The 18,031-nt window shown below is 67.7% G+C and carries 17 protein-coding genes and 1 pseudogene; 6 read left to right on the top strand and 12 right to left on the bottom strand.

Translation table 11 applies throughout. The annotated features are described in order from the left end of the window. Positions 1 to 164: 164 nt before the first annotated feature. Genes GT347_RS08205 through flhA form a run of 4 tightly spaced genes read right to left on the bottom strand, consistent with a single transcriptional unit; the run spans position 165 to position 5,440 of the window. Entirely contained in the window at positions 165 to 878 is a 714-nt protein-coding gene (locus GT347_RS08205; RefSeq protein ID WP_160551495.1) for an RNA polymerase sigma factor FliA, read from the bottom strand. After that, on the bottom strand, positions 878 to 1,699 hold the full coding sequence (locus GT347_RS08200) for a hypothetical protein (protein ID WP_160551494.1): 822 nt from the start codon (positions 1,697 to 1,699) through the stop codon (positions 878 to 880). Before GT347_RS08200 ends, GT347_RS08205 begins: the two co-directional genes overlap by 1 nt. Further along, positions 1,692 to 3,335 (bottom strand): flagellar biosynthesis protein FlhF, encoded by a 1,644-nt coding sequence (gene flhF / locus GT347_RS08195; RefSeq protein ID WP_160551493.1) that lies wholly within the window; start codon positions 3,333 to 3,335, stop codon positions 1,692 to 1,694. The genes GT347_RS08200 and flhF overlap by 8 nt, the downstream gene beginning before the upstream one ends. Then, positions 3,332 to 5,440: a flagellar biosynthesis protein FlhA gene (gene flhA, locus GT347_RS08190; RefSeq protein WP_160551492.1), complete on the bottom strand. Its 2,109-nt coding sequence runs from the start codon at positions 5,438 to 5,440 to the stop codon at positions 3,332 to 3,334. Before flhA ends, flhF begins: the two co-directional genes overlap by 4 nt. Positions 5,441 to 5,653: 213 nt before the next feature. Here flhA and GT347_RS08185 point away from each other — a divergent pair, with 213 nt between their 5' ends. After that, positions 5,654 to 5,947: a DUF2442 domain-containing protein gene (locus GT347_RS08185; protein ID WP_160551491.1), complete on the top strand. Its 294-nt coding sequence runs from the start codon at positions 5,654 to 5,656 to the stop codon at positions 5,945 to 5,947. 18 nt (positions 5,948 to 5,965) lie between these two features. Here GT347_RS08185 and GT347_RS08180 read toward each other — a convergent pair whose 3' ends face one another. Beyond that, the gene (locus GT347_RS08180; RefSeq protein WP_160551490.1) at positions 5,966 to 7,144 is read right to left on the bottom strand and encodes an EscU/YscU/HrcU family type III secretion system export apparatus switch protein; all 1,179 of its coding nucleotides are present in this window, start codon (positions 7,142 to 7,144) and stop codon (positions 5,966 to 5,968) included. Positions 7,145 to 7,320: 176 nt separating this feature from the next. Here GT347_RS08180 and GT347_RS08175 point away from each other — a divergent pair, with 176 nt between their 5' ends. Together GT347_RS08175 and GT347_RS28050 are read left to right on the top strand one after the other, a co-directional pair. Further along, the gene (locus tag GT347_RS08175) at positions 7,321 to 7,605 is read left to right on the top strand and encodes a type II toxin-antitoxin system CcdA family antitoxin (RefSeq protein WP_160551489.1); all 285 of its coding nucleotides are present in this window, start codon (positions 7,321 to 7,323) and stop codon (positions 7,603 to 7,605) included. A 2-nt stretch (positions 7,606 to 7,607) separates the two neighbouring features. Next, positions 7,608 to 7,700 (top strand): annotated as a pseudogene (locus tag GT347_RS28050) (hypothetical protein); the annotation flags it as partial. A 60-nt stretch (positions 7,701 to 7,760) separates the two neighbouring features. Here the strand turns inward: GT347_RS28050 and GT347_RS27470 are convergent. From GT347_RS27470 to motA, 5 genes are all read right to left on the bottom strand, one after another. Then, entirely contained in the window at positions 7,761 to 8,294 is a 534-nt protein-coding gene (locus GT347_RS27470) for a hypothetical protein (protein WP_229722796.1), read from the bottom strand. Positions 8,295 to 8,417: 123 nt separating this feature from the next. Next, positions 8,418 to 9,074 (bottom strand): protein phosphatase CheZ, encoded by a 657-nt coding sequence (locus tag GT347_RS08165; RefSeq protein WP_229722892.1) that lies wholly within the window; start codon positions 9,072 to 9,074, stop codon positions 8,418 to 8,420. Between the two features lie 74 nt (positions 9,075 to 9,148). After that, positions 9,149 to 9,541: a chemotaxis response regulator CheY gene (cheY, locus tag GT347_RS08160; protein WP_160551486.1), complete on the bottom strand. Its 393-nt coding sequence runs from the start codon at positions 9,539 to 9,541 to the stop codon at positions 9,149 to 9,151. A gap of 56 nt (positions 9,542 to 9,597) precedes the next feature. Continuing rightward, positions 9,598 to 10,674, bottom strand: coding sequence for a flagellar motor protein MotB (gene motB, locus GT347_RS08155; protein ID WP_160551485.1), 1,077 nt, complete (start codon positions 10,672 to 10,674; stop codon positions 9,598 to 9,600). Positions 10,675 to 10,684: 10 nt separating this feature from the next. After that, positions 10,685 to 11,545: a flagellar motor stator protein MotA gene (gene motA, locus GT347_RS08150; protein WP_160551484.1), complete on the bottom strand. Its 861-nt coding sequence runs from the start codon at positions 11,543 to 11,545 to the stop codon at positions 10,685 to 10,687. Positions 11,546 to 11,768: 223 nt separating this feature from the next. Here motA and GT347_RS08145 point away from each other — a divergent pair, with 223 nt between their 5' ends. Genes GT347_RS08145 through GT347_RS08135 form a run of 3 tightly spaced genes read left to right on the top strand, consistent with a single transcriptional unit; the run spans position 11,769 to position 15,464 of the window. Further along, on the top strand, positions 11,769 to 13,433 hold the full coding sequence (locus tag GT347_RS08145) for an O-linked N-acetylglucosamine transferase, SPINDLY family protein (protein WP_229722795.1): 1,665 nt from the start codon (positions 11,769 to 11,771) through the stop codon (positions 13,431 to 13,433). Next, complete coding sequence (locus tag GT347_RS08140) at positions 13,430 to 14,605, top strand: DegT/DnrJ/EryC1/StrS family aminotransferase (protein ID WP_160551482.1); 1,176 nt, start codon at positions 13,430 to 13,432, stop codon at positions 14,603 to 14,605. The genes GT347_RS08145 and GT347_RS08140 overlap by 4 nt, the downstream gene beginning before the upstream one ends. Before the next feature lie 7 nt (positions 14,606 to 14,612). After that, the gene (locus tag GT347_RS08135) at positions 14,613 to 15,464 is read left to right on the top strand and encodes an NAD-dependent epimerase/dehydratase family protein (protein ID WP_160551481.1); all 852 of its coding nucleotides are present in this window, start codon (positions 14,613 to 14,615) and stop codon (positions 15,462 to 15,464) included. A 10-nt stretch (positions 15,465 to 15,474) separates the two neighbouring features. Here GT347_RS08135 and GT347_RS08130 read toward each other — a convergent pair whose 3' ends face one another. Next, entirely contained in the window at positions 15,475 to 16,755 is a 1,281-nt protein-coding gene (locus tag GT347_RS08130) for a protoporphyrinogen/coproporphyrinogen oxidase (protein ID WP_160551480.1), read from the bottom strand. Next, positions 16,752 to 18,026, bottom strand: coding sequence for a hypothetical protein (locus GT347_RS08125; RefSeq protein WP_160551479.1), 1,275 nt, complete (start codon positions 18,024 to 18,026; stop codon positions 16,752 to 16,754). Before GT347_RS08125 ends, GT347_RS08130 begins: the two co-directional genes overlap by 4 nt. Between the last annotated feature and the right edge of the window lie 5 nt (positions 18,027 to 18,031).

Genomic DNA, 18,031 nt, shown 5'->3' with positions numbered 1-18,031 from the left:
AATTTTTCTTTGGTGACTTTCTTTCAATGGAAAGAAAGTTACCGGGGTGTGGGGCGACGCGAGCCCCACCTCCACCCTCCGTAGGAGTAGAAGAAAATAAAAAAAGCCAGCGACCGACGATTAACCCCGTCAAGTCACCGGCCTAATGGCAGATAAACAAAAAATCAGTGATGCCGCATCTTAGACCGCAGCCGCGCAATAGATTGGCTATGCAGCTGACAAACCCGAGACTCAGTAATCCCCAAAACAGCAGCAATCTCCTTGAGATTCATGTCATTCTCGTAATACATACTCATGATGTACTGCTCCCGCTCAGGCAAAACCTTGATGGCTTCCACAAGAGCCTGCCGCAGCCGCTGATCCCGAAGCTGCTGCATGGGATCCACATCCGGATCATCCGGAAACCGATCCAGGAACCCGTCATCGTCCTCGCTGGAAGACATGTCCTCGATATAGACAAGCTGCGTGCCGCGAACCTTGGCCAGCATGCTCTGGTACTCATCGAGCTCCATGCCCATCTCGGAAGCGATCTCCGATTCGAGCGGCGCCCGCCCCAGCTTCTGCTCCAGCCGGTGCAGCGCATGCTCGATGTCCTTCTGGCTCTTGCGCGAGCCCCGGCTCATCCAGTCGCCCTCGCGCAGTTCGTCGATCATCGCCCCGCGGATGCGCTGGGTGGCGAAGGTCTCGAACTGCACGCCCTGGGTGACCTGGTAGCGCGACAAGGCCTCGGCCAGGCCCATCATGCCGACCTGGATCAGGTCGTCGATCTCCACATTGGGCGGCAGCTTGGCGATCATGTGGTGCGCCAGCCGCCGTACCAGGGGTACGTACTGCTTCAGCATCGCTTCGCGGTCGAGCTGGCCTTTGGCGGTGTACATCAGTGGCTCCGTGCGGTGCGTCCGTGGCGGACGAATGCGGCGGCATCGGGCGCGGGCGCCAGCGGTGTCGCCACCGTGGCAAGGGTAGCCGCGCCTTCGATCAGCCGCAAGGCAAGACGATGGACTTCGGTGGATGCGGGCTCGCCCTCGGGCGCGGAGCGCACCCGCAGGACATCGATTTCACGACCCAGCCAGTAGGCGGCGCAGCGGGCGAGGTTCTCGCGCGCGGCCTGCGCCACGCCTGCGGTGGCGATGCCGGGGCGGGTGACGACCGAGGCCAGCGTGGGCAAAACACCCGCGTCCGCCAGGGTCTTCACCGCCTTGCCGACCGCCAGCAGGCTGGACTTGCGCGGCGCGGCCGGCAGCACCGGGGCGATGGCGCAGTGGCCGGCCCATTCGGCCAGTTGCGCGGCGGATCCATAGAGCACCGCGATGTCGTAGCTGTGCAGGGCGCGGCCGAGGCGTGCGCTGGCACCGAAATCCGGTACGCCGTCGAGGCCGACCAGGCTGGCCAGGCCGCGGTGCGCGGGAAAGATCGACAGCTCGACAGCCGCGAAAGAGCCGCTCGGGTCCAGCTCGTCGTCGGCCGACAGGCTGCCGTCGAGCAGGCCCTGCAGGCCGGGTGTGTCGAAGCTCTCGGCGCGCGAGGCGTCGAGCACCGCCACGCGGTAGCCCAGCGACTGCAGGGCGTCGCACAGCTGCCAGAGCAGCGGCAATTCGGTGTCGGTATCGCCGTGGCCGATCAGGGCGGCCAGGCGGGGGCAGGTCTGGGGCATCTGCAGGCGCAGGCCGGCGCCCTGGTCATGGCAGGACTCAAGCATCGAGCAGGCTCCCCTTGCCCTGGCCGAAGGCGGCCTGCGCGCCGGAGACGTCCGACGAGAAGAAGAAGCTCAGGTCGGCGGCCTTGGGGTCGAAGGCGGATTTGGCGGGCGAGCGCATCGAGGCGCGCACCAGGCGGCCGGCGTCGGCTTCTTCCCAGTCCTCGGGCACACGCTGGCCGTTGGTCACGCCGCGCAGCACGAGCTGGTGGCGGATCAGGGCGTCGACGGCGGGGCCCATCTTCACGGCTTCGTCGGTCTTGGAGAGGATGGCCTGCTGCGCGCCGGTGCTCTTGAAGGAGGTGACGACCTCGTCCATGGTGTCGCCGTGGTTGCCGGCGTTGAGCACCAAGAGGCGCTGCACGCCGGGCAGGTCGAGCACGTCGAGCATGTCGCGCTTGCGCGGATCGCGCGGGGCGACGCCGGTGGTGTCGATCAGCACCATCTTCTTGTTGGCCAGGAGGCCCAGCAGGTCCTGCAGCGCGGCACGGTCGTGCGCCAGATGGGCCACGACGCCGAGCATGCGGCCGTAGGCGCGCAGCTGCTCGTGGGCGGCGACGCGGTAGGTGTCCAGGGTGATCAGGCCGACGCTCTGCGGGCCGTACTGGCGGGCGCACTGGGCGGCCAGCTTGGCGGCGGTGGTGGTCTTGCCGACGCCGGTGGAGCCGACCAGGGCGAACACGCCGCCTTCTTCGGCCAGCGGCAGGTTGCCGGGGGCAGTGCGCAGGTTGCGCTGCAGCACATCGATCAGCCAGCGCACGGCTTCGCCGGCATTGGCTTCCTGCGGCAGGCGTTCCAGCACGGCGCGGGCCAGGGCGGGGGAGTAGCCGCCGCGGATCAGCTTCAGCATCAGGTTGGACTGGATCGGGTCCTGCTTGGCCTGGCCCAGCCAGGCCAGGGTGTTGAAGCGGTCCTCGATCAGCTCTCGCATCGATTGCAGTTCGTCGACCACGCCCTTGCCGGCGGCAGGAGCGGGGGCGGCGCGGCGCTGCGGCGCGGCGGCAGCGGCTGCCGCGGCGACGGCCGGGAAGGCGTGCTGCACCCGGGGTGCGGCGGCGGGTGCTGCGGCAGCGGCGGGCCGCGGGTTGCCGGAGAGGGCGGGGGCGACCGAGCGCTCCATGCGTTCCACGCGTTCGGCGATCGGCATGGCCAGCGGCGCGGCGGGCAGGGCTTCGTCGCCCGCCAGCCCCTGGGCCTGGCCGTTCAGGGCTTCGTGGCGGCGGCGCAGCATGCGTTCACGCACGTATTCCTGGAAGGACAGGGTGCTCATGGCGAGCTGCTCGGTGTCTTCCTGGACCGTGCTGGCGGCGGGGCGGGCGGCCGCGGCGGCGGGACGGGCCGCGCCGAGGGCGGGGCGGTCCATCTGCGCGGCGGCGCGGGCCTGCAGCGGGCTGCCGGCGGGCTTGGAAGGCTTGGCGGGGGCGGCTGCGGCGGGGCGGGCGGCGATGCGGGCGGGCACGGCCGGTTCGGCCTGTGCGCCGTCCTGCAGGTCCGACAGCGACTCTTCCGCGGTCGCCACCACTTCCACGCCATTGGGCACGGGGCGGTTCGACAGGATCAGCGTGCCGTCGCCGAAGGCGTGACGGGCCTTGGCCAGGGCTTCGCGGGCGGTGGCGGCGGTGAAACGGCGGATGTTCATGCGTTGGCTCCCCGGAGGATCGGGCCGATGCGGATGGAATGGGTTTCAGGGATCTCGCTGTGGGCGAGCACCTGCAGGCGGGGTGCCACGCGCCGCACCAGGCGGGCCATGGCGCTGCGGATTTGGTCGGGCACCAGCAGGCAGGCCGGCAGGCCGATTTCTTCCTGCTTGAGCGCGACCTCGGCGGCGGAGCGGGTCAGCATGTCGGCCACGCCCGGATCGAGCGAGGGGCCGTTGTTGCTGCCCAGGGCCTGCACCAGCAGGCGCTCCAGCTGGGGTTCGATGGCGATCACGCTGAGTTCGCGTGCCTGGCCGTAGATCTGCTGCACGATCGAGGGCGCCAGGGCGATGCGGATGCGGCGGGCCAGTTCGACCGGGTCCTGGGTGGCGGCGGCATGCTCGGCCAGGGTTTCGATGATGGTGCGGATGTCGCGGATGTGCACCGACTCGTCGAGCAGCAGCTGCAGCACCTTCTGGAACACGGCGATAGTCACCATTTTCGGAACCACTTCCTCGATCAGTTTCGGGGCCAGCTTGGCGACATGTTCGACCAGTTGCTGGGTTTCCGTCCGGCTCAGCAACTTGGCTGCCTGGACTTGCATCAAGTGTGAGAGATGCGTGGCCATGACGGTTTCTGAATCAACCACGGTAAAGCCCGCCATTTGCGCCGCTTCCTTCTGGCGTTCGTCGATCCAGTGCGCCGGCAGGCCGAATGCGGGGTCGGTGGTGGGGGTGCCGATCAGCGGCGTGCTGATGCCGCCGGGGTTGATCGCCAGGAACATGCCGGGGAAGGCCTCGCCTTCGCCCACCACCACGCCGCGCAGGGTGATGCGGTAGCCGCTGGGCTTCAATTCCAGGTTGTCGCGCACGTGCACGGCCGGCGGCAGGAAGCCCACTTCCTGGGCGAACTTGCGGCGCACGCCCTTGATGCGGGTCAGCAGGTCGCCCTGGCGGTTCTTGTCGACCAGGATGATCAGGCGGTAGCCCAGCTCCAGGCCGAGCAGGTCGACCGGCTGCAGGTCGTCCCAGCTGGCTTCGCCGTCGTTGCCGGGAGCGGCCTGGGCGCTGGCGGCGGCTTCGGCGGCGGCCAGCTGTTCGGGGGTGGGCGGCGGCGGGCGCTTGGACATGCGCCAGGCGCCGTAGGAGACCAGTCCGCCGATGGCCAGGAACACCAGGTGCGGCATGCCCGGGATCAGGCCCAGGGACAGCAGGATGCCGCCGGTGATGCCCAGCACGCGGGGCGAATTGAACAGCTGGGCGATCACCTGCTGGCCGACGTCGTTTTCCTTGCCCACCCGCGAGATCACCATGGCTGCGGCCACCGAGATCAACAGGCCCGGGATCTGCGCCACCAGGGCATCGCCCACGGCCAGCAGGATGTAGGTGTCGGCGGCCTTGGCGGCGGTCAGGTCGTGCTGCAGCACGCCGATGGTGAAGCCGCCGATGATGTTGATCAGCAGGATGATGATGCCGGCCATGGCGTCGCCGCGCACGAACTTGCTGGCACCGTCCATGGAGCCAAAGAAGGCCGCTTCCTCGCCGACTTCGGCGCGGCGCTTGCGGGCTTCCTTCTCGTCGATCACGCCGGCGTTCAGGTCGGCGTCCACCGCCATCTGCTTGCCGGGCATGGCATCGAGGGTGAAGCGGGCGGATACTTCGGCGATACGCTCGGCGCCCTTGGTCACCACCACGAAGTTGATCACCACCACGATGGCGAACACGATCAGGCCGACGGCGAAATTGCCGCCGATCAGGAAGTGGCCGAAGGCCTCGATCACCGCGCCGGCCGCGCCCGCGCCAGAATGGCCTTCGAGCAGCACCACCCGCGTCGAGGCCACGTTGAGCGACAGGCGCATCAGGGTGGTCAGCAGCAGCACCAGCGGAAAGGCGGCGAAGTCCAGCGGCTTGACCATATAGGCCGCCACCATCATCACCATCAGCGCGACGGCGATGTTGATGGTGAAGAAGGTGTCCAGCAGCCAGGCCGGCATCGGCAGCACCATCATCGCCAGGATCATCACCACGAACAGCGGCGCGGCGATGCCCTTGATGGCCGCGCCGTTGGCGCCCATCCAGTTGCGGGCGGAGGTGACGCGGGCCTTCATGCGCACGCTCCTGCGACGTTGACGTGCTGGAGCTGGCGCGCGGCGGCGGAGTTTCGGCGGTCGGTGGAGGTGGTCATGGGGGCGGTGGTGGTGCCTGCCCATTGTCGGAATCGTCCGACTTTTCTAAAGCGCGATAAGCGGGGGTTCGGGTGGTGTCTTCGGGAATTGGGCGGCAGCCGATAGGCGGGCGGGTGCTCACATCAAGATCGCGGGATGACATTCAGCAAGAAACAGATCGCCAATGCCCATCAGGCCGCGCGCCTGGCCGGTGTGGTAACCGTCATGGCCGCACACCACGACTGCAGTGCCGGCCGCATCGTCATCGAACTCAGCAACGGAGTCGAAATCGCCTTCAGGCCGCATGACGTCCGCGGGCTGGAAGCGGCCAGGCTGGAAGATCTCGATGAGATCGAGATTTCGCCATCGGGTCTGGGCCTGCACTTTCCGGCAATCGATGCGGACCTCTATCTGCCCGCCCTGCTGCGGGATTTTTTCGGCGCCCACTAGTGAGCCGCCACGCTCGCGTTACAGCCGCACTGCCTCGACCTTCGCCGCCTTGGCCGCTTGGATGGCCGCCGTGTTGTGCGGATCGAGTTCCGGCGGCACGGTCGGCTCAGGCAGCACGCCCGGCATGGCCGCTTCGCCGCGTTTGGCGGCCTTCAGGCGGTAGACATAGGCCAGCACCTGCGCCACGGCGTTGAACAGCGAGGTGGGAATCGGCTGGTCCAGTTCGGCGTGGGCATACAGGGCACGGGCCAGCACCGGCGACTGCAGAACGGGGATGTCGTGGTGCTTGGCGATGTCGCGGATGCGCAGGGCCAGCAGGTCCGACCCCTTCGAGATCACCTGCGGTGCGTTCATGTTCACTTCGTCGTAGCGCATCGCCACGGCGTAGTGGGTGGGGTTCATCACGATGAAGTCGGCCTGCGGCACCTTGGCCACGCTGGCGCGGTTGGCGATCTCGCGGGCGCGCTGGCGGATCTTGCTCTTGATCTGCGGGTTGCCTTCGGCGTTCTTGTGCTCCTGCTTGACTTCCTCGTGCGACATCTTCAGGCGCGACTTCATGAAGAAGCCCTGCAGCGGCACGTCGATCGCCGCGGCGGCGAACACCACCAGCAGCATCATGGTGACACCCGAGACCAGCCAGTCGGCCAGGTCACGCAAGGCCAGCGAGGAGGGCTGCATCACCAGCGAGGTCACGCGCTGCAGGCTATCGCGCATGAAGATCCAGGTGACGAAGAACAGGATGGCGGTCAGCACCGACAGCTTGGCAATGTTGAACATCTGCTGCTTGCTGATCAGGTTGCCCAGGCCGGAGATGGGGTTGATGCGGCTGAAGTCCGGCATGATGGGTTTCAGGCTGGCGATCCAGCCGCCGGAGGCGATGGCGCTGGCGACCGAGGCCGCGCCGACCAGGATGGCAAAGATCAGGCACATCATCAGGCCCATGCCGCCCATGTCCTGTACCCGCTCCATCATGGTGGCCGGGTCGGCCAGGGTGGCGTGGTCGAAATGCAGCTGCTTGATGAGGCCCTGCTGCAGCAGTTGGAAGGCGGTCGGCGTCAGCGTGACCAGCGCGAAGGCGCCGGCGCCCAGCACCGCCAGGTTGGTCAGGTCGCGCGAGCGCGGCGCCTGGCCGTCGTCACGGGCCTGCTTGAGCTTGTGCGCGGTGGCGGGTAGGTTGCGGTCTGAGCTGGAGTCCATGGCGGCTTGGGGCTGGGGTGGCGCCATTGTCGGAATCCGTGGGCCAGGCTAAAGCTCGATAAAGCGGGGTTCTTGGTTTCTTCACTACAAGCCCTCGCGCTTCTTCATCAGATACGCGCATGAAGAATGCGCGTTTTCCGTGGGGTTAGGCTGTGCAGGTCTTCGAGGAGGTTCCTATGTTTGCGCGCGCTTCCCAAACCTCTCCCGCAGCGCCTGGTTCACCATCCGCGCAGATTTCGCCAGCGCGAAAATCGACCAACCTGACGTTGACGGGCGATTTGGTGAGGGAGGCCCGGGCGCTGGGCGTGAACATTTCGCAGGCGGCCGAAACGGGTATTGCCGCGGCGGTTGCGCAGCGTCGGCAGGAACACTGGCTCGCCGAAAACCGTGCCGCCCTGGAGAGTTCCAATGCCTACGTGGAGCAGCACGGCCTTGCGCTGGCGCAGCACCGGAACTTCTGACCTTGGCCCGTTTCCACGTCTATCGCAACGCCGAAGGCCAAGGCTATCTGCTGGATATTCAGGCCGATCTGCTCGGCCATCTCAACACCAGCGTCGTGGTTCCTCTGTTGCCGCTCCCGTTCGCGCCCAGCCCAGCCCGGATGTTGAATCCGATTTCAGCGCCGGCCCGGGCGAGTCGGCACGGGCACCATGGAGGTCAGCCGGATCAGCGCGCCGCCATGCGTTTTCATGATGAAGGAGTCCATGTCGACCGGCGTGCGCCGCGTCTTCGATTCCTTGGCCACGAGGTTGAAATCGGCCTGGTCACTGGACTGACCGAAGGTCTTGCCCTTGCCCACCGACTGGCCTATCAGTTCCCTGGAGAGATCCAGCGGCTGGAAACTGTAGAAGGCCAGCGCGCTGAAATCGTTCTGACTGAACTTGCCGTTGCCGCCTTTGGAGCCGACGACTTGCATGGTGAAGGCGCGCACGGCCCGGTTCGGCAGCGCGATGAAGTTGTCACGCGGGTCGGGCAGTTGGCCGGTGTCGAGCGTGATCGAACCGGTGGCCCGGGCGCCGTTCTGGAATTCGGCGCCGCTCCATTCGAGCCGGAAGGTCTTCCACTGGGCCGCGAAGGCGGCGGGTGTGGCGGCGACGAGGAAAGCAGCCGCTGCGAATAAGCATGCGCAGCCGCGTCGGGTGAATGCCATGAACCGGGCTCCGTTTCCACTGTTGGGAGGCAGCCATTGTTCTTGGTGCCTGGCCGGCAGGCCAGGCAGGATGCGGGCGCCTGCTAGGCCGTTGGGCCTAGATCGGGCAGGCTTCGAAGCGGCTCAGAAACCCAGGCTGGCCAGCAGATCGTCCACTTCGGACTGGCTGGTCACCACCTCGCCGGCCAGTTTTTCCGGCTCCACGACAGGACCGTTCAGGCGCGGATGCGAGGGCTCGGGCAGGCCTTCCACCTCGGCTTCGGCGGCTTCGGCGGCGGACACGGCTGCGGCCGATGCGGCCGTGGCGGCGGCAGCGGCTTCCGGCGCGGCGCTGCCGGGCGGAGCGGTCTGGATCAGCAGCTGCAGCAGCTGGTCCTCGATGTTGGCCGTCAGGCTCACCACACGTGCGATCACCTGGCCGGTGAGGTCGTGGAAGTCCTGCGCCATCATGATCTCGGTCAGGTGGCTGTCGGCCTCCTGGGTGGTGCGCTCCATGTCTTCCAGGAAGTTCATGATGCGGCCGCTGGCCACGGCGGCGACCGGGTCCTTCTTGACGCTGGCGACCATCTGGCGCGCCTCGTTCAGGATGAACTCGTGGTTGGCCTTGGCCAGCTCCACGCGGTTGAGCACCTTCTCGGCCGCGTCGCTGGTCAGGCGGGCGATGTAGGAAAGGCGGCTCTTGGCATCGGGCATCTCGCCCACGCTCTCGCGCAGGCGGTCGGCGAAACCGAGGGCGTTGAGCGAGTCGTGCAGCTGGCGGGTGAGCTGGCCGATGCGCATGTGCACGATCTCGGAGGACACCGTGGGCAGAGGCTGGGCGCCGTTGTCGCCGGCGGGCGGGTTCGTCGTCGTGTTCATGCCACCAGCCCCGTCTTCTTCAGGATGTTGTTCACCTTGTCTTCCAGCGTCGCCTTGGTGAAGGGCTTGACGATGTAGCCCGCAGCGCCGCCCTGGGCGGCCGCCACGATGTCTTCCTTGCGGGCTTCGGCGGTCACCATCAGCACCGGCAGGTGCTTGAGTTTTTCATCAGCCTTGATGCTGGTGAGCAGCTCGAAGCCGTTCATGTTGGGCATGTTGATGTCGGTCACCACGAAGTCGAAGCGGCCGTTGCGCAGCTTCTGCAGCGCGGCGGCGCCGTCTTCGGCCTCGTCGGCATCCGTGAAGCCCGATTCCTTGAGCAGGTTGCGGACGATGCGGCGCATCGTGGAGAAGTCATCGACGATGAGGAAACGCAATGCTGTGGCCACGGAGGACCCTTTCAGTGGGAAAACAGGGTTTGGATATGCATGTCGGACCGGTGCGGCTAGCGTGCGGCCGGGGCCTCGGCCTGGTTGCGGGGCGGCCGCGCCGGTAGATCGATCATGGGCTTGCGCAGCGGGAGTGCCTGTGCGCCGTTGTTGTTGTTCGTGGAGGCGGCGGCAGGGGTGGTGGTCGCGCCGTTGCCGCCCTTGCCGTCGGCGGCATCCATGCCTTCGACGGCGTCTGTCAGGTCTTCCGGCGGCACGGCGGGCAGGCCGTGGCCCAGCAGGCGCTGCTCGGCCTCGCGGGTGAGCACGGTGACGGTGATGCGGCGGTTGGCCGGCGCCTTGGGGTCGTTCTTGTCGAAGGGGTCGCTGGCGGCCAGGCCCACCACGCGGGCCAGCTGGGCGTCGGGCATGCCGGCGCCGACCAGTTCGCGCCGGGTGGCGGCGGCGCGGTCGGAGGACAGCTCCCAGTTGCTGTAGCCGCGCTCGCCGTTGCCGTAGGGCGTGGCGTCGGTATGGCCGGCCAGGCTGATCTTGTTCTCGACATTGCCCAGCGCCGCGCCGATCTCGCGCAGGATGTCGCGCATATAGGGCTTCACCAGGGCGCTGCCGCTGTCGAACATGGGGCGGTTCTGGTCGTCCACGATCTGGATCTGCAGGCCGTCGGGCGTCACCTCGATCTTGATCTGCGACTTGTATTCGCGCAGCTTGGGGCTCTCGGTGATCAGCGATTCGATCTTGTTCTGCAGCTCGGCCATGCGCTGGGCGTCCTGCTGAGCCTGGCGGCGGCGCTCCATGCGCGCCGACATCTTCACTTTCTTGTCCTCGTCGGACTCGGAGCGGCGCACCTGGCCATGCACCTTCGTCAGGTCGTTGCCGCCGCCGGGCAGGATGCTGGAGCTGTTGCCCGAGCCGTCGCCGCCGCCCAGCGCCACCTGCATCGGGTTGCTGAAGTAGGAGGCGATGCCCTGCAGCTCGCCCTTGGCGGTGGAGCCCAGCAGCCACATCAGCAGGAAGAAGGCCATCATGGCCGTCACGAAGTCGGCGTAGGCGATCTTCCACGCGCCGCCATGCGGGGCGTGGCCGCCTTTCTTGATCTTCTTGACGATGATGGGCTGGAGCTTCTTCTCTGCCATGGCGGTGCGCCTACTTCTTGCCCTTCACATGGGCTTCCAGTTCGGCGAAGGTGGGCCGTTCGGTGGAGAACAGCACCTTGCGGCCGAACTCGATCGCGGTCGACGGGTTGTAGCCCTGCATGCTGGCCAGCAGGGTGGTCTTGATGCACTGGAATTCCTTGGCCGCATCCTCGGACTTCTGCTCCAGCAGGCCGGCCAGCGGCTCCACCACGCCATAGGCCAGCAGAATGCCCAGGAAGGTGCCGACCAGCGCCGAGCCGATCATGCCGCCCAGCACCGAGGGCGGCTGGCCCACCGAGCCCATGGTGTTGACCACGCCCAGCACGGCGGCCACGATGCCGAAGGCCGGCAGCGCGCCGGCCAGGCGGGCCAGGGCGGCGATGGGGGCATGGGCTTCCTGGTGGTGGGTCTCGATCTCGCTGTCCATCAGCGACTCGATCTCGTGCGAATTCAGGTTGCCCGAGACCATCATGCGCAGGTAGTCGGTCATGAACTCCACCACGTGGTGGTCATGGCCGACCTGGGGGTATTTCTTGAAGATCTCCGACTCGTGCGGGGTCTCCACGTCCTTCTCGATGGCCATCAGGCCGTCCTTGCGCGCCTTCTGCAGGATGTCGTAGAGCAGCGACATCAGCTCCATGTAGCGCGCCTTGGTGTACTTGCTGCCCTTCATCACCGTGGGCAGCGCCTTCAGCGATGCCTTCAGCACCTTGCCCTGGTTGTTGACCACGAAGGCGCCGAGCGCCCCACCCATGATGGTGATGATCTCGAACGGCAGCGCGTGCAGGATCACGCTGATGTTCCCGCCGTGCGCGATGTACACCCCGAAGATGCAGCCCAGGCATACGACGTAGCCGATGATGACGAGCATGTGGTCCTGTAGAAAAGCCGGTGGCGGAGGCGGGTGGGGCGAGCCCGGCGCGATGAAAAACCGCCAAGCGTAACCAATAAATGTATCCGGATGCTAACTTAGCTTAATTTGGTTGGCTCGCCGGAAAAACCGTGGCTTTGTCGGGCTCATCCCGCTGTTCCCGTTGGAAACTCGCATCACAATGGGTTGAATGAAAAAATCGCTTCAGGCCGGAACGCCCCGCGTGGCGAACAAAAAAGCAGCCGCGCCGGCCATCGCGCCGGAAGCCAGCGCCGCCTTGCAACGTGCGGATGCATTCGAGCGCAGGCAGCAGCCCGAGGAAGCATTGTTGCAATACATGCAGGCGCTTTCATTTGAGCCGCGCCTGGTGCACGCCTGGCTGCGCATGGGCTACATCTTCCTGGTGGCCCTGCAATGGCAGCGCGGCATCGAGGCCTTGCAGACGGCTCTGGAACTGGAGCCCGATTCGCCGGATGCCCTGCGTTTCATGGCCTTCGCCGAATTCAACCTCGGCCGGCTGGAAGAAGGCCGCCGCCTGATCGAGCGCGCCGCCAGCCGCAGCAACGAATCCGCCACCTGGGTGCTGCGCGCCTGGATCCACAGCAGCATCGACAAGGACCCGGCGCGCACGCTTCGGGTCTATCGGGACTGGGGCCAGCGGGTGGCCGACCCCTTCACTGCTCGCGCCAGGCCGCTGGTGGTGGCCGACCGTTCGCCGCGCCGCAAGCTGCGCCTGGGTTATGTCACCGGCGACTTCCGTCGTCACTCGATCGCCTTCTTCATGATGCCGGTGCTGCAGCACCACAACCCCGAGGAAGTCGACCTGCATGTGTTCTCCACCGGCGCGGCCGACGACGTGACGGTGGCCATGCGGCCCTTCGTGCCGCACTGGCACAACATCAGCGAGCTGAGCCAGGAATCGCTCTGCGAATACATCCGCGCCCAGCGCATCGATGTGCTGGTGGACCTGTCCGGCCATACCCTGGGCGACCGGCTGCTCACCTTCGCCATGCGTGCCGCGCCGGTGCAGACCACCTGGCTGGGCTTCATGAACACCCTGGGCATGAAGGGCATGGACTACCGGCTGACCGACTACGGCATGGACCCCGTTGGCCGCGAGCAGTACTACGTCGAGACGCTGTTCCGCCTCGAATGCATGGCCAGCTACGCGCCGCCGCTGCATGCGCCGCTGCGCGAGAGCCCGCCGATGCTGGAGGCCGGCTATCCCACGCTGGTCTCGCTGAACAACTCGGTCAAACTCACGCCGCACATGCTGCAGGTGTGGCGCCGCATCCTGGAGGCACGCACCGACGCGCGCCTGATCATCATGGTCAAGGAGCAGACGGCAGACGCCGCGCAGGACGCCATGCAGGGCCGCATCGAAGCCGCCGGCATGCCGGTGGACCGCGTCTTCGTGCTGCACCAGCAGCCGCTGGAGCAGTTCATGGAGATGGGCCACATCGCCGACGTGGCGCTGGACACCTCGCCGATCTCCGGCGGCACCACCACCCTGCATGCACTGTGGATGGGCTTGCCCATCGTCGCGCTGGACGCCGAACGCGGCACCGATGCCGCCACCGCCCGCACGTTGCAGGGCATCGGCCTGGGCGACTGGGTGGCGGCCGACGAGGATGCCTATGTGGCCCGCGCGCTGCAGTTCATGGACGATCCCGAACTGCTGATCGCCCACCGCGCCCGCGCCCGCGATCTCCTGCGCGGCACCGCCCTCATGGACTACCGCACCCGTACCGCCGAGCTGGAGAAGGCGTTTCGCCTGATGTGGCTCAACTACCTGCGCGGCGACCGCAAGAGCCTGGACTACAGCGCCGACCTGGAACTCGAGTTGCAGGCCTACGAGGCCAGCACGGCCACCAGGAGCGCCGCATGACCGCCCATGTCCCGGTCCCCCTCCTGGTGCCGGACCTGCCGGCACCCGAGGCCTTGATGCCTTACCTGCAGCGCATGCACGCCGCGCAGCAGTACTCCAACTTCGGGCCGCTCTTGCGCGAGATGGAAGGGCGGCTGCTGGGCCACTTCGCGCAAAACGCGGCCGTGCCCCTGGCGCTCAGCACGGTGGCCAACGCCACGCTCGGCCTGGAACTGGTGCTCGCCGCCCTGGAGCTGCCGCCGCACAGTCGGGTGCTGCTGCCCTCGCTGACCTTCGTGGCCACGGCCACCGCAGTGCTGCGCGCCGGCCACATCCCGGTGCTGGCCGACGTGGACGCCGACAGCTGGCTGCTGACCCCCGAGATCGCCCGCCGCGCCCTGCGCGAGGCCCGCTTCGACGCGGTGATGCCGGTGGCTGCCTTCGGCGCCCCTCATGCCATGGCGGGCTGGCACGCCTTCCAGCAGGAGACGGGCATTCCGGTGGTGATCGATGCCGCAGCTGCATTCGGCGGCCAGTGGCTGGAGGCGCCCACCGGCACGGCCGTGTTCAGCCTGCACGCCACCAAGTCGCTGCCGGCGGGCGAGGGCGGTTTTGTCGTCTCCACCGACGCGGCTTTGGTCGCCCGGGTCCGCCAGCTGTCCAACTTCGGCATCAACCTGAACCCGGCGGCCAAACTGCCGGTGGGCATGCTGGCGCGCATCGGCAGCAACGCCAAGATGAGCGAATACCACGCTGCCGTCGGCCTGGCCTCGCTGGACCGCTGGGAGGCCTGCGCCGCCCTGCGCCGAAGCCGCTATGCCGACATGCATCAGGCGCTGGAACTCGCCGCCCCCGGCGCCCTGCGCTGGCAGGCCACCGATGTGCCGGTCGCGGCGCCCACACTGCTGTGCGTGAGGCTGCCGGGCGCCGCGCAGCGCAAGCGGCTCGAAGCCCTGTGTGCCAAACGCGGCATCGGCCTGCGGCGCTGGTACCAGCCCTTGTTAACCAGCATGCTGCAGATCGCGCCGGAGTGCATCTGCCTGCCGACGCCGGTCGCCGGTGCCATCGCGGCGGATATGGTGGGCCTGCCGTTTTTCCCCGGGATCGAGTCCGCGCAGATCGTTTCGGTGGCGCGTGCGATGGGGGACACGCTGGCAGTGCAGGCCCTGGCGATCGCGCAGTTGTCGGCCTGAGCGCTCGATGCGCATTTTCCTGACCGGCGCGACCGGTTTCGTCGGTCGCCATGTCCTGGCCGCCCTGCTGGCGGACGGCCATTCGGTGCGTGCGCTTGACCGGGCCGGGCTCGCGGTGGCGCCCGCCGGCGCTGCGCTGGCCTGGCTACCGCGCGCGCTGCATGAAATCGGTCCCGCCGACCTCGCCGACGTCGATGTACTGGTCCACCTGGCCTCGGCCGGCGTTCCGCCTCAGCTTGCCGATGCGCCGACCCTGCTGCGCATCAACGTCGAGGAGCAGACGCGCCTGCTCACGCTCGCGGCGGACGGTGGCGTGCGGCGCTGGGTGCTGGCCGGCAGCGTGGCGGAATATGGCCGTTCGGCCGACGGCGGCGATGCGATCCCGCCCGATGCGCCGCTCTTGCCTACCGAGGGGTATGCCGCATCCAAGGCTGCCGGCTTCGTGCTGGCACACGCCCTGGCCGTCGAGCGTGGGGTGGAGCTGGCCTACCTGCGGCTGTGCCCGGCCTTCGGCGAAGGCCAGCATGCGCACAATCTGTGGCCCGCCTTGCGCGATGCGGCGCTGGAGGGGCGCGACTTCGCCATGACCGCCGGCGAACAGCTGCGCGACTATGTTCCCGTGGCTCGCGTGGCCGCCGCCTTCGTGCACGCGGTGCGGCGGCAGGATCTGCGCCCGGGCCAGCCCTGGGTGCGCAATGTGGGTTCGGGTCAGCCCGTATCGGTACGGCAGTTCGCCGAGCATTGGTGGCGGCATTGGCAGGCGCCCGGCCGCCTGCTGGCCGGCAGCCTGCCTTACCGGCCCCATGAGCCGATGCGCTTCGTGCCGCGCATCGACGACGACGTCTGGCCCGCCGACTGACCGGCCGGGTTCAGGCGGCCGCCAGCACCCGCTGCGCCGCGGCCTGCCCGCTGGCGTAGGCCTGGTGGCTCCACAGGTATTCCCAGGCACCGAAGCGGCCGGCGCAAGCGATGCCCGCGGACTCCGCCCAGTCGAGCACGATCTGGCGCTGCGCCTCCATGCCGGTCGGAAACAGCACATTGGCCCAACGCACGCAACGGTGGTCCAGCAGCCTGAGTTCCTCGCCTCGTGCCATGCCCCATTTCTCCAGCGCGCGCACGCAGTCGGCGGCCAGGGCGTCGGCGCTCAGCCCGTGCGGCCGCGCGGCCGAGCTGTAGATCTCGAACTGGATCGACGAGCAGCCCGGCGGGCAGTTGTCGGCCGACTTCGCGCTGGGGCTGTGAGCGCGTGCTGCCAGCACATCGTCGTCATAGATGTAGAACCACAGCTCGGAAAAGGCATCGGGCCGTTGCACCCCGAAGCTCAGCAGGTCCACCGAGGTGGCGACGAGATGGCGGGCCGCCTCGCACACCTGGTCGGGCACATCGGTGGCCAGGCGCACCAGCTCGGGCAGGGGAAGGGTCGAGACCAGCTTTTCATAGTCCGCCTCGATCCCGTTGCCGAACCGCAGCCGCCGCGCGCGGGTGTCAATGGCCTGCAGACGGTGGCCGGTGCGGATGTCCGCCTCGGCCATCAGCGGCTCGATGAAGGCACGGAAACCGCCTTTTTCCGGATAGCGCACTTCGCTCACGTAATAGGCGTGGCTGTCGGTGTCGGTGAGTGCGCCGCGCAGCACATCGGCCAGGGCGGGCCGGTTCATGCGCTGGCCGATCCAGGCGGTGCCCAGCTCTTGCGCCGGCAGGGTCCAGTACTTGCGTGTGTAGCGCTCGGGAAAGCGCCGTGCCAGGGGCTCTCCGTACTGCTGGGCCAGCCAGTCGCCGTAGTGGCGCACGGGGCCGTCCGGCCTGGCGACGAAGCCTTCGATCAAAGCGACGCGTTCCTCCGCCGGCAAGGGGTACAGATGGTTCTGCACCGGATGGCGCAGCCAGTACGGATGATCCACGCACAGGGGCTGCGGCTTGTAGCGGTGCTGCTGCGTGCGGTCGAATACCGCGCGCAGCTCGGGCTTGTCGGCAAAGGAGACATGCACCGCCTGGTCGAAGCGGTAGCCTTCGACCTCGATGGCGTCGAGCAGGCCACCAGCCCGCGTTGCCGCCTCGTACACCACGCAGGAGCGGCCCAGCCCGCGTGCTGCCGCGGCGGCGGCCAGGCCGGCGATGCCGGCGCCCAGCACGGTCAGCGCCGGCTTCATCCCACGCGCTTGGCGAAGAAGTCCTGCAGCGTCATGCCGGAGGAAGACACTTGGCGCAGATGGTCGAGCGTGCCGTCGAAGTCGCTCTGCATCTCCTTCCACCACTCCACCGTCGGCTCCAGCATTGGCCGCAGCTTCAGGTTGAACATGGGCACGTGCTTGATGGAGAACATGTGGCTGTCGGAGTCCAGTTCCAGCAGGCGGTCGCGGGCGAAGCGGTAGGCATCCTCCAGCGTGTCGGCCGGATAGCCCAGCTGCCGGGCATGCGAGCCCCACAGGCGCGACTCCCAGGAAATATGCCGGTAGTCGAGGAAATTCCAGCCCAGCAGCCCGGGATCGGTGAGCCCTGCCGGCGGGAAGTCGGCCTTGCCGCGCGGGTCTTCCGGCAGCGACCACAGGGCCACCATGTCTTCGGTGCGGCAGAGCATCAGCTTGTCCGAGAAGTGGAAGGGCACATAGGCCCAGGAGGCCGCCAGCAGCACGCCGATCTTGCCCGCGCCCCGGCTGCCGTCGCCGAACATGCGCTCCAGCGTGCGATAGGGCGATCCGAAGATCACGGCATCGGTGCGCGCGCGGATGGCATAACGCACGCCGGCCCGCTGCAGCAGCCGGGCGCCTTCCTTGCAGGAGCGGGTGATCAGGTTGCGGGTGTCGTAGCCGTTGGGCGGCGGCGGCTCGATCTGCACCAGTTCGTCGCACCACGGACGGCACTGCGCGACCAGCGCCGGATCCTCGCCGTTCCAGGTGACCACACTCAGGTGCATGCCCGGATACCGCATGCGATGAAATGCCAGGGCCATGGGCGTGAAGCCGGTCAGCGGCCCCTGCATGAACATGCCCACCTCCGCCGGTTCGGCCGCTGGCGCCTTGTGCAGCGAAAGCCCGCCGCGCAGGGCTCCGGCCAGGGCCTCCAGCTCGCTGATCTGCGCGGCGTTGTCGCCGAACTCGACCGCGCGCACCGCCCGGTAGGGGCCGATGCGGTCGCGGATCTCGTTCATGATTTCCGCGGAGTAGGCCGAGAAGATCACCACCAGAACGTCCTGCGGCGACTCCTCGCGCAGGGCCTCGGTGGAGCGCACCGGCACGCCATGGATGGTCCTGCCGTGGTTCTCCTGACGCGGGCACAGCGTGTATTCGAGCTGCAGCCCCGTCAGCGGGAAGTAGTCGCGAAAGGCCTGGCCCGCGCCCCAGCCGATGAGGCGGGTGCGCGACAGGTCCAGGTCCGGATACTTCAGCAGTGCGCGGGACATGCCGCCGCGTGCGTAAGCCATCTTGT

The sequence above is a fragment of the Xylophilus rhododendri genome (assembly GCF_009906855.1).
GTDB classification, from domain to species: Bacteria; Pseudomonadota; Gammaproteobacteria; order Burkholderiales; family Burkholderiaceae_C; genus Xylophilus; species Xylophilus rhododendri.
Note: the sequence above shows the minus strand (reverse complement) of the source record. Positions and strands in the feature narration are given on the sequence as shown.

Coding starts and splice junctions, on each gene's coding strand:
- motB (WP_160551485.1), bottom strand. CDS start 10,674: ATGGCAGAGAAGAAGCTCCAGCCCATCATCGTCAAGAAGATCAAGAAA.
- flhA (WP_160551492.1), bottom strand. CDS start 5,440: ATGAAGGCCCGCGTCACCTCCGCCCGCAACTGGATGGGCGCCAACGGC.
- GT347_RS08135 (WP_160551481.1), top strand. CDS start 14,613: ATGCGCATTTTCCTGACCGGCGCGACCGGTTTCGTCGGTCGCCATGTC.
- GT347_RS08175 (WP_160551489.1), top strand. CDS start 7,321: ATGTTTGCGCGCGCTTCCCAAACCTCTCCCGCAGCGCCTGGTTCACCA.
- GT347_RS08125 (WP_160551479.1), bottom strand. CDS start 18,026: ATGGCTTACGCACGCGGCGGCATGTCCCGCGCACTGCTGAAGTATCCG.
- motA (WP_160551484.1), bottom strand. CDS start 11,545: ATGCTCGTCATCATCGGCTACGTCGTATGCCTGGGCTGCATCTTCGGG.
- GT347_RS08165 (WP_229722892.1), bottom strand. CDS start 9,074: ATGCGCATCGGCCAGCTCACCCGCCAGCTGCACGACTCGCTCAACGCC.
- GT347_RS08180 (WP_160551490.1), bottom strand. CDS start 7,144: ATGGACTCCAGCTCAGACCGCAACCTACCCGCCACCGCGCACAAGCTC.
- GT347_RS08200 (WP_160551494.1), bottom strand. CDS start 1,699: ATGCTTGAGTCCTGCCATGACCAGGGCGCCGGCCTGCGCCTGCAGATG.
- GT347_RS08140 (WP_160551482.1), top strand. CDS start 13,430: ATGACCGCCCATGTCCCGGTCCCCCTCCTGGTGCCGGACCTGCCGGCA.
- GT347_RS08205 (WP_160551495.1), bottom strand. CDS start 878: ATGTACACCGCCAAAGGCCAGCTCGACCGCGAAGCGATGCTGAAGCAG.
- GT347_RS27470 (WP_229722796.1), bottom strand. CDS start 8,294: ATGGCATTCACCCGACGCGGCTGCGCATGCTTATTCGCAGCGGCTGCT.
- flhF (WP_160551493.1), bottom strand. CDS start 3,335: ATGAACATCCGCCGTTTCACCGCCGCCACCGCCCGCGAAGCCCTGGCC.
- GT347_RS08130 (WP_160551480.1), bottom strand. CDS start 16,755: ATGAAGCCGGCGCTGACCGTGCTGGGCGCCGGCATCGCCGGCCTGGCC.
- GT347_RS08185 (WP_160551491.1), top strand. CDS start 5,654: ATGACATTCAGCAAGAAACAGATCGCCAATGCCCATCAGGCCGCGCGC.